The sequence below is a fragment of the Rhizobacter sp. genome (genome assembly GCF_031412495.1).
GTDB lineage: Bacteria > Pseudomonadota > Gammaproteobacteria > Burkholderiales > Burkholderiaceae_C > Schlegelella_A.
On the sequence record NZ_JANODC010000156.1, the window covers coordinates 1 to 10,335 of the forward strand.

Sequence of the window (10,335 nt, forward strand, 5' to 3'; positions counted from 1 at the left end):
GAACGGTCGGACGAGGAACGGCCAGAGCTGCCAGGTCATGAGGCCGATGACGCCGACGATCATGAACAGGGCGTACCAATAGAGATAGCCGCTCTGCAGCCGCCGCGTCAGCCTGGCGATGCCGCCGATGCCACGCGCCGAGCCGTCGATCAGGACGCCGTCGATGATGCCGACGTCGCCGCCCTTCCACAGGCCCGTTCCCGCCAGGCGCGCGCCGCGCGCGAGGACGTGCTCGTTGAACCAGTCCATGTAGTACTTGTTGTCGAGCAGGCGGTACAGCCAGGAGAAGCGTCGCTGGATGGCGGCCGGAATGCTCGGCCGCTTCAGGTAGAAGAACCAGGCCAGCGCGACGCCGCCGAAGGCGAGCCAGACCACCGGCCCGGTGAAGGCGTGCAGCGCGAAGGCGACGGGGCCGTGCCAGTCGATCGCGAGCTGTCCCATGGCCGGGTGCCGGTCGACGAGGACGGTGATCGAGTCGCGGAAGAAGCCACCGAAGATCATCGGCCCCTCGGTCAGGAAGCCGATGCCGACCGAGGGGATCGCCAGCAGCATCAGCGGGATGGTCACGACCCAGGGCGATTCGCGCGGCGTCGCGTGGTCGTCGTGGTTCGCACCCGGCTCGGCGTGCGTGGCGTGCTCGTCCCCCTTGTCGAGCGCATGCGCGTCGACGTGGGAATCGGCGTGCGCATCGGCGGCGTGGTGGTCGGCCTCGGGCGGGAACGGCTTGTCGCGGAAGCGCTCCTTGCCGTGGAAGACCAGGAAGTACATCCGGAACGAATAGAAGGCGGTGACGAACACGCCCGCCGAGACCGCGAAGTAGGCGAAGGTCGAGCCCGGCAGGTTGCTCGCATGGACGACCGAGATGATGGAGTCCTTCGAGTAGAAGCCGGCGAAGAACGGCGTTCCGATCAGGGCCAGCGAACCGAGCAGCGCCGTGATCCAGGTGATCGGCATGTACTTGCGCAGGCCGCCCATGTTGCGGATGTCCTGGTCGTGGTGCATGCCGATGATCACCGAGCCTGCCGCCAGGAAGAGCAGCGCCTTGAAGAAGGCGTGCGTCATGAGGTGGAAGATCGCCACCGGGTAGGCCGAGACGCCGAGCGCCACCGTCATGTAGCCGAGCTGCGACAGCGTCGAGTACGCGACCACGCGCTTGATGTCGTTCTGGATCACGCCCATGAAGCCCATGAAGAGCGCGGTGATGGCGCCGATCACGAGGACGAACGACAGGGCGGCGTCCGACAGCTCGAACAGCGGCGACATCCGCGCCACCATGAAGATGCCGGCAGTGACCATCGTCGCGGCATGGATGAGCGCCGAGATCGGTGTCGGGCCTTCCATGGAGTCGGGCAGCCAGACGTGCAGCGGGAACTGCGCGCTCTTGCCCATCGCGCCGATGAACAGGCAGACGCAGATGACGGTCATCAGCATCCAGTCGCTGCCGGGAAAGGTGATCGCGGCCATCGCCCCGCCCTTGGCGAAGGCCTCGCCGTAGTTCAGCGTGCCGGCATAGGCGACGATGAGGCCGATGCCGAGGATGAAGCCGAAGTCGCCGACCCGGTTGACGATGAACGCCTTCATGTTGGCGAAGATCGCCGTCGGCCGCGTGTACCAGAAGCCGATCAGCAGGTACGAGACCAGACCGACGGCCTCCCAGCCGAAGAAGAGCTGCAGGAAGTTGTTGCTCATGACCAGCATGAGCATCGAGAAGGTGAACAGCGAGATGTAGCTGAAGAAGCGCTGATAGCCCGGGTCGTCGGCCATGTAGCCGACGGTGTAGATGTGCACCATCAGCGACACGAAGGTGACGACGCACATCATGACGGCGGTGAGGCCGTCGACCAGGAAGCCGATCTCCATGGTCAGCCCGCCCAGCCGCATCCACTCGTAGATCGTGCCGTTGAAGCGGGCGCCGTTCATGGCGACGTCCCAGAGCACCCAGGCCGACAGCACGAAGGAAAGAGCGACTCCGAGGATGGCGACCGTGTGCGCGCCGGCCCGCCCGACCTGCCTGCCGAAGAAGCCGGCGACGACCGCGCCGACCAGCGGCGCGGCGGGAATGGCGACGAGCAGCGTGGCTGACAGGACGGTGGCCATCGCGTCAGCCCTTCAGCGAATCGAGCTCGTCGACGGCGATCGTCGAGCGGGTCCGGAACAGCACCACCAGGATGGCCAGGCCGATCGCCGATTCGGCCGCGGCGACGGTCAGGATGAAGAACACGAACACCTGGCCGGCCATGTCGCCGAGGTAGTGCGAGAAGGCGACGAAATTGAGGTTCACGGCCAGCAGCATCAGCTCGATGGCCATCAGCAGGACGATCAGGTTCTTGCGGTTCAGGAAAATGCCGATGACCGAGAGCGCGAACAGGATCGCGCCGACCGAGAGGTAATGACCGAGTGTCACCGGCCCGAGGGCCAGCGTCATCGCCGGTCTCCGATGGGCGTCTCGGCGTCGCTGCCCGGATCGCTGGGCGTCGCCTGCGGCTTCATCGAGATCACCCGGATCCGGTCGACCTTGCGCGCCTTGACCTGCTCGGAGGGCGACAGGTGCTTGGAGTCCTTGCGCTCGCGCAGGGTCAGGGAGATGGCCGCGATGATCGCCACCAGGAGCAGGACGGCCGCGATCTGCAGCGGGTAGATGTAGCGGGTATACACCTCGATGCCGAGCAGCTTGGTGTTGCCGAGCTTCAGTGCCGCGGCGGTCGCGGCCGGCGGGTCGATGACGTGAAAGCCGGGGTACAGGACCGCCGCCATCTCCAGCGCGATGACGACGCCGACCAGCGACGCGACCGGGAAGTGCTTCCAGAAGCCGGTGCGCAGGGAGCCGATGTCCACGTCGAGCATCATCACCACGAACAGGAACAGCACCATCACCGCGCCGACATAGACGAGGACCAGGGCTATCGCCAGGAACTCGGCGCGCAGCAGGATCCAGACGCAGGCGGCGCTGAAGAAGGCCAGCACGAGGTAGAGCGCCGCGTAGACGGGGCTGCGTGCCGTGATGACGCGAAAGGCCGCGAACAGCAGCACGGCCGAGAAGACGTAGAAGAGCGCGGTGGTGGTGTCCATGCAGGGGGGTCGCCGCCGGCCTCAGCGGTACTTCGCGTCGGTCGCGCGGTCGGCGGAGATCTGCTTCTCGAAGCGGTCGCCCACGGCCAGCAGCATGTCCTTGGTGAAGTAGAGGTCGCCGCGCTTCTCACCGTGGTACTCGAGGATGTTCGTCTCGACGATCGAATCGACCGGGCAGCTCTCCTCGCAAAAGCCGCAGAAGATGCACTTCGTCAGGTCGACGTCGTAGCGCGTCGTCCGGCGCGAGCCGTCGTCTCGGACCTCGCTCTCGATGGTGATGGCCAGGGCCGGGCAGACCGCCTCGCACAGCTTGCAGGCGATGCAGCGCTCCTCGCCGTTCTCGTAGCGGCGCAGCGCGTGCAGGCCGCGAAAGCGCGGGCTGAGCGGCGTCTTCTCTTCCGGGTACTGGATCGTCATCTTCTTGGACAGGAAGTGCCGACCGGTGAGCCGCATGCCCTTGAAGAGCTCGATGAGCATGAAGCTCGAGAAGAAATCCTTGATGGGCGTTGCCGGAGCCATTTTCTCGGCTTTCATTTCCAGATGTTCCAGGGCGACTGGATGACGAGACCCACGACGACCAGCCAGATCAGGGTGATGGGAATGAAGATCTTCCAGCCCAGCCGCATGATCTGGTCGTAGCGGAAGCGGGGGAAGGTGGCGCGAACCCAGAGGAACAGCGTCGCGATGACGAAGGTCTTGGCGAACAGCCAGAACCAGTCCCAGAACCACATCGAGGCGACGATCCACTCGGGCGTCGCCATCCCGAACAGCGAGAACGACACCGGCGCCATCCAGCCGCCCAGGAACATCACCGAGCCGAGCACCGAGACGAGGATGATGTTGGCGTACTCGGCCAGGAAGAACATCGCGAACGACATGCCCGAGTACTCGACCATGTGGCCGGCGACGATCTCCGACTCGCCCTCGACGACGTCGAACGGGGCCCGGTTCGTCTCGGCGATGCCGGCAATGACGTAGACGACGAAGATCGGCAGCAGCGGCAGCCAGTTCCAGCTGAGGAAGTTGACCCCGTGCCCGGCGAACCAGCCGCGCCCCTGACCGAGGACGATGTCGGTCATGTTCAGGCTCGCCGAGACCATCAGCACGACGACGAGCGCGAAGCCCATCGCGATCTCGTAGCTCACCATCTGCGCCGACGCGCGCATGGCGCCGAGGAAGGCGTACTTCGAGTTCGAGGCCCAGCCGGCGATGATCACGCCGTAGACCTCCATCGACATGATGGCCATGATGAAGAGCAGGCCGGCGTTGATGTTGGCGAGTGCCCGGTCCGGGCCGAAGGGGACGACGGCCCAGGCGGCGAGCGCCGGCATGATCGTCATGATCGGGCCGAGGAAGAAGAGGCCCCGGTTGGCCGCCGTCGGGACGATGATCTCCTTGAAGATCAGCTTCACGGCGTCGGCGATGGGCTGCAGCAGGCCGAGCGGGCCGACCCGGTTCGGGCCCGGGCGGATCTGGCTCCAGCCGATCGCCTTGCGCTCCCACAGCGTCAGGTAGGCAACGCAGAGCAGGAGCGGCAGCACCAGGGCGCCGATCTTGACGACCGTCCACATGACGGGCCAGAAGCCGCCGAACGTGGCGCTGCCGAAGGCGGTGACGGGATCGAAGTTCACGGCGTGCGGTGGGTCATCAGTGCGCCGGCAGCGGCGATGAAGCAGCCCGGGGTGCGCCGGCGCCGCCCGCGTCGCCGGCACCGGCCGGCTCCGCCAGGACGTCGACCGTGCCGAACATCGACCCGAGCGCCGCGGTCAGCGGGTGGCCGGCGGCGACGCGGACGACGTTCGACGCCAGCGACGGGTCGATGTGCGCGGGCAGGACGATCGAGGCCCGTCCCTGCGTGACGCGGACCATCGCCCCCTCGAGGATGCCGCGCTCGGCCGCGAGTTCGCTCGGTAGCCCCACCCGCGGCGGGCGGGCGTCGGCGGTCAGCTGCAAGGGCTTCGAGCGGCGCACCAGGGCGTCGGTCGAGTGGATGGGCACGTCGGCGATGCGTTCCAGCGCGCTCGCGCCACCGGGCGCTGCTGCCGGGCGTTCGCCGCTCGCTCGACGCGGGCCCGAGACGGCGGGCGCGGCCAGGCGTTCGCCGAGCGCGGCGACGTCGCCCAGCGCTTCGGCGCGGACCTCGTCGGGCGTCTCGAACGCGAAGCCCGGCAGGCCGAGCAGGTTGCCGAGGACGCGCAGCGCCTTCCAGGCCGGACGTGCCTCGCCGAGCGGCTTGACGACGCCGTGAAAGCTCTGCACCCGGCCCTCGGCGCTGACGAAGGTGCCGGCGGTCTCGGTGAATGGGGAGATCGGCAGCAGGACGTCGGCGCTGTCGTCCGCAGGGGCCGGCTTGAAGGCGCTGAGCGACACGATCATCTCGGCCCGTGCCAGCGCCGCAATCGCCGTCACCGGGTCGGCGCAGTCGAGGCTCGGCTCGACGTTGAGGAGCACGCACGCCTTCAGCGGCGCGTCGGCGCCGAGCATCCGGGCCGCATCGAGCCCGCTGCCGTTCGGCCGGGCGCCGACGAGCTGCGCGCCGACCGTGTTCGCGCCGTCGACGAGCCAGCCGAAGCTCGCTCCCGTGTGCTCGGCGATCCAGCGGCCGAGGCGCTCAAGCGCGGCCGCCTCCGGGTGCTGCGAGGCGGTGCTGCCCAGCAGGACGGCCTTGCGCTCGCCGCTCTGCAGCACCGTGGCGATGGCGCGCGCTTCGTCGCTGTCGCGGGCTTCGGCCGGCGCGGCGATGCCCTTGGCCGTGGCGATGGCGCCGGCGATGTCGGCCAGCGCCTGCGGCCAGGCGCTCGGCGCGACCGCCATGCTCGGGCCCATCGGCATCAGCCAGTCGTCGCGCAGCGCATGCACGCTCATGATCCTGGCGCCGCGCTTGGCCGCCGCACGCAGGCGGACGGCGAGCAGGGGAAGGTCCTTGCGCAGGAACGAGCCGACGACGAGCACCCGCTGCAGCTCCGCCATCGAGGCGATCGGACGGCCGAGCCAGCGGACGGCGCCGCCCGGCGGCTCCGGCGCGAGCTCGCGCAGCCGGGTGTCGACGTTGTCGCTGCCCAGGCCGCGCATCAGCTTGGCGAGCAGGTGCAGCTCCTCGACGGTGCTCATCGGGTGCGCCAGCGCACCGACGCTCTGCGGCCCGTGCTCGACCGAGATCTGGGTCAGGCCGCGCGCCACGTAGTCGAGCGCGACCGTCCAGTCGACCGCCTTCCATTCCCCGCCCTGGCGGATCATCGGCTGCGTCAGCCGCTCGTCGCTGCCGAGCGCCTCGTACGAAAAGCGGTCGCGGTCGCTGATCCACGATTCGTTGACGCTCTCGTTCTCGAGCGGCAGGACGCGCATGACGCGCGCGCCCTTGACCTGAACCAGGAGGTTGCTGCCGACGGCGTCGTGCGGGCTCACGCTCTTGCGCCGCGACAGCTCCCAGTTGCGGGCGCGGAAGCGGAACGGCTTGCTCAGCAGCGCGCCCACCGGGCACAGGTCGATCATGTTGCCTGAGAGCTCGGAGTCGATCGTGTCGCCGGCGACGGTCGTGATCTCGGAGTGCTCGCCGCGATTGATCATGCCGAGCTCCATCACGCCCGCGACCTCGAGGCCGAAGCGGACGCAGCGCGTGCAATGGATGCAGCGGTTCATCTCCTGCATCGAGATCAGCGGGCCGACGTCCTTCGGGTAGACAACGCGCTTGTCCTCGCTGTAGCGCGAGCTCGACGCGCCGTAGCCGACGGCCAGGTCCTGCAGCTGGCATTCGCCGCCCTGGTCGCAGATCGGACAGTCGAGCGGGTGGTTGATGAGGAGGAACTCCATCACCCCCTGCTGCGCGTTGAGGGCCTTGTCGCTGCGCGTGCGCACGACCATGCCCTGCGTCACCGGCGTGGCGCAGGCCGGCATGGGCTTCGGTGCCTTCTCGATGTCGACCAGGCACATGCGGCAATTGGCCGCGATCGTCAGCTTCTTGTGATAGCAGAAGTGCGGGATGTAGGTGCCGGCCTCGTCGGCAGCATGCATGACCATGCTGCCCTCGGGCACCGACACCTTCTTGCCGTCGAGCTCGATCTCGATCATGGCGCTACTTTCTCGAGCGGGCCGCCCTTTGGCGCGCCGGGGTGCAGGCCGTACTGCAGGTTCGCCGCGGCGGCCGTGAGCTCGGGGTGCAGCGTCTTCGCCGGCCCGATCAGGCGCGCGTCGGCGGGCGGCGAATGCTGCTCGATCAGGGCGACGAACTCGTCCCTGAAGTGCTTGATCATCGCCCGCACCGGCATCGCCGCGGCGTCGCCGAGGGCGCAGATCGTGCGGCCCTGGATGTTGTCGGACACCGAGTTGAGCAGGTCGATGTCGGCCAGCCGCCCCTGCCCCTTGGTGATGCGCTCGATCATCCGGTACAGCCAGCCCGTGCCCTCGCGGCACGGCGTGCACTGGCCGCAGCTCTCGTGCATGTAGAAGTACGACAGGCGCAGCAGCGAATGGACCATGGAGCGCGAGTCGTCCATGACGATCACCGCGCCCGAGCCGAGCATCGAGCCGGCCTTGGCGATGGAGTCGTAGTCCATCGTCACCTCGTTCATGATCGCCGCCGGCAGCACCGGCGCCGACGAACCGCCTGGAATCACGGCCTTCAGCGTACGGCCCTCCGGCACGCCGCCGGCGAGTTCGAGCAGCTTCGTGAACGGCGTGCCGAGCGGGACTTCGTAGTTGCCCGGCCGCTGCACGTCGCCCACCACCGAGAAGATCTTGGTGCCGCCGTTGTTCGGCTTGCCGACCTCGAGGTAGGCCGGTCCGCCGTTGAGGATGATCCACGGCACCGCCGCGAAGGTCTCGGTGTTGTTGATCGTGGTCGGCTTGCCGTACAGGCCGAAGCTCGCCGGGAACGGCGGCTTGAAGCGCGGCTGCCCCTTCTTGCCCTCGAGCGACTCGAGCAGCGCCGTCTCCTCGCCGCAGATGTAGGCACCGAACCCGTGGCTCGCATGCAGCTGGAAGCTCCACCCGGAGCCGAGCAGGTTGTCGCCGAGGTAGCCGGCGGCGCGCGCCTCCTCGAGGGCTTCCTCGAAGCGATCGTAGACCTCGAAGATCTCGCCGTGGATGTAGTTGTAGCCCACGGCGGTGCCCATGGCGTAGGCGGCGATGATCATCCCCTCGATGACCATGTGCGGGTTGAACATCAGGAGGTCGCGGTCCTTGCAGGTCCCCGGCTCGCCCTCGTCGGAATTGCAGACCAGGTACTTCGGGCCGGGGAACTGGCGCGGCATGAAGCTCCACTTCAGGCCGGTCGGGAAGCCGGCGCCGCCACGGCCGCGCAGGCCCGAGGCCTTGACCTCGGCGATCACCTGCTCCGGCTTCATTCCCTTGCCCTCGCCCTGCTCGAGGATCTTCGCGATGGCCCGGTAGCCGCCGCGCGCCTGGTAGTCACCGATGCGCCAGTTCGTGCCGTCGAGGCCGGCGTAGATCTGCGGCTCGATGTGGCGGCCGTGGAAGCAGGTTTCCCGGCCGCTGGCCTGGAAGCGGGAGAGGTCCAGGGTCGGGGTCATGGCGCGTCGGCGCGTGACGGCTCGCGCAGCGTGCGGACCAGGTCGTCGAGCCTGTCGTCGGTCATGAAGCTCAGCATCTGCCGGTCGTTGACGAGCATGACCGGCGCATCGGCACAGGCGCCGAGGCACTCGGCCTTCTGGACGGTGAAGGCGCCGTCCGGCGTGGTGCCGCCCTCCTCCACCTGGAGCGAGCTGCAGAGGTGCTCCAGGGCGTGCTGGCCGCCGCGCAGCTGGCACGGCAGGTTGGTGCAGACATTCAGCTTGAAGCGGCCGACCGGCTTCTGGTTGAACATGTTGTAGAAGGTCGTCACCTCGTGCACGGCGATGACCGGCATGCCGAGTGCAACGGCGACCAGGGCTTCGCTTTCCTGCGACACGTGGCCGTGCTCCTGCTGCAGGATCGCCAGGCAGGCTATCACCGCGGAGGCCTTGTGCTCTGGCGGGTACTTGGCGATCTCCCGCTCGAAGCGACGCGCTGCTTCCTCGGACAGCATCGCCTGCACAGGCACCGCGGCGTTCATCGGTCGATCTCCCCGAAGACGATGTCCATCGTGCCGATGATCGCGACCGCGTCGGCGATCATGTGGCCGCGCGCGAGCTCGTCGAGCGCGGCGAGATGCGAAAAACCCGGGGCGCGTATCTTCAGTCGGTACGGCTTGTTGGCTCCGTCGCTGACGATGTAGACGCCGAACTCGCCTTTCGGCGCCTCGACCGCCGCATACGCCTCGCCCTGGGGGACGCGGAAGCCTTCGCTGAAGAGCTTGAAGTGGTGGATGAGGTCCTCCATGCCCGACTTCATGTCGAGCCGCGACGGCGGCGCCACCTTGTGGTTGCTCGTGATCACCGGGCCCGGGTTGGCGCGCAGCCACTCGACGCACTGGCGGATGATCCGGTTCGACTGCCGCATCTCCTCGACGCGGATCAGGTAGCGGTCGTAGGTGTCGCCGTTGACGCCGAGCGGCACGTCGAAGTCGACCTGGTCGTAGACGTCGTAGGGTTGGTGCTTGCGCAGGTCCCACAGCACGCCCGAGCCGCGCAGCATCGGACCGGTGAAGCCGAGGTTGATGGCGCGCTCGGGGGTGACGACGCCGATGCCGACCGTGCGCTGCTTCCAGATCCGGTTGTCCGTGAGCAGCGTCTCGTACTCGTCGACCTTGGCCGGGAAGCGCCGCGCGAAGTCGTCGATGAAGTCGAGCAGAGAGCCGCTGCGGTTGTCGTTCAGCTCGCGCGTCGCCTTGGTGCCGCGGATCTTCGACTCGCGGTACTGCGGCATCGTGTCGGGCAGGTCGCGGTAGACGCCGCCCGGCCGGAAGTAGGCGGCGTGCATGCGGGCCCCGGAAGCCGCCTCGTAGATGTCGAACAGGTCCTCGCGCTCGCGGAAGCAGTAGATGAAGATGTTCATCGCACCGCAGTCGAGGCCGTGCGCGCCGAGCCACATCAGGTGGTTCATCAGGCGCGTGATCTCGGCGTACATGACGCGGATGTACTGGGCCCGGACCGGCACGTCGACGCCGAGCAGCTTCTCGATCGCCAGGCAGTAGCCGTGCTCGTTGCACATCATCGAGACGTAGTCGAGCCGGTCCATGTAGGGCAGCGACTGGATGTAGGTGCGCGTCTCGGCGAGCTTCTCGGTCGCCCGGTGCAGCAGGCCGACGTGCGGGTCGGCGCGCTGGATGACCTCGCCGTCGAGCTCGAGCACGAGGCGAAGAACCCCGTGCGCCGCCGGATGCTGCGGACC

At 68.0% G+C, this 10,335-nt stretch carries 8 protein-coding genes and 1 pseudogene; all 9 read right to left on the reverse strand.

From position 1 onward, the window contains the following. The coding region (gene nuoL, locus AC30N0_RS05635; protein ID WP_489516948.1) for an NADH-quinone oxidoreductase subunit L at positions 1 to 2,097 on the reverse strand (2,097 nt) is incomplete at its 3' end. Between the two features lie 4 nt (positions 2,098 to 2,101). Beyond that, a complete protein-coding gene (gene nuoK, locus AC30N0_RS05640; protein WP_489516949.1) occupies positions 2,102 to 2,425 on the reverse strand; it encodes an NADH-quinone oxidoreductase subunit NuoK in 324 nt (107 codons plus the stop codon). Then, on the reverse strand, positions 2,422 to 3,069 hold the full coding sequence (locus AC30N0_RS05645; RefSeq protein ID WP_489516950.1) for an NADH-quinone oxidoreductase subunit J: 648 nt from the start codon (positions 3,067 to 3,069) through the stop codon (positions 2,422 to 2,424). Before AC30N0_RS05645 ends, nuoK begins: the two co-directional genes overlap by 4 nt. A 21-nt stretch (positions 3,070 to 3,090) precedes the next feature. Next, on the reverse strand, positions 3,091 to 3,588 hold the full coding sequence (gene nuoI / locus AC30N0_RS05650) for an NADH-quinone oxidoreductase subunit NuoI (protein ID WP_489516954.1): 498 nt from the start codon (positions 3,586 to 3,588) through the stop codon (positions 3,091 to 3,093). 11 nt (positions 3,589 to 3,599) lie between these two features. Further along, positions 3,600 to 4,640, reverse strand: coding sequence for an NADH-quinone oxidoreductase subunit NuoH (gene nuoH, locus AC30N0_RS05655; RefSeq protein ID WP_489516955.1), 1,041 nt, complete (start codon positions 4,638 to 4,640; stop codon positions 3,600 to 3,602). Positions 4,641 to 4,716: 76 nt separating this feature from the next. After that, a complete protein-coding gene (nuoG, locus tag AC30N0_RS05660; RefSeq protein WP_489516951.1) occupies positions 4,717 to 7,137 on the reverse strand; it encodes an NADH-quinone oxidoreductase subunit NuoG in 2,421 nt (806 codons plus the stop codon). Between the two features lie 125 nt (positions 7,138 to 7,262). Continuing rightward, a pseudogene (gene nuoF, locus AC30N0_RS05665) lies at positions 7,263 to 8,597 on the reverse strand (NADH-quinone oxidoreductase subunit NuoF); the annotation flags it as partial. Further along, positions 8,594 to 9,118 carry an NADH-quinone oxidoreductase subunit NuoE family protein gene (locus AC30N0_RS05670; protein ID WP_489516952.1) on the reverse strand — a complete coding sequence of 175 codons (525 nt, stop codon included), beginning with the start codon at positions 9,116 to 9,118 and terminating at the stop codon, positions 8,594 to 8,596. The gene AC30N0_RS05670 and the pseudogene nuoF, both read right to left, overlap by 4 nt. Further along, the coding region (locus AC30N0_RS05675) for an NADH-quinone oxidoreductase subunit D (RefSeq protein WP_489516953.1) at positions 9,115 to 10,335 on the reverse strand (1,221 nt) is incomplete at its 5' end. The genes AC30N0_RS05670 and AC30N0_RS05675, both read right to left, overlap by 4 nt.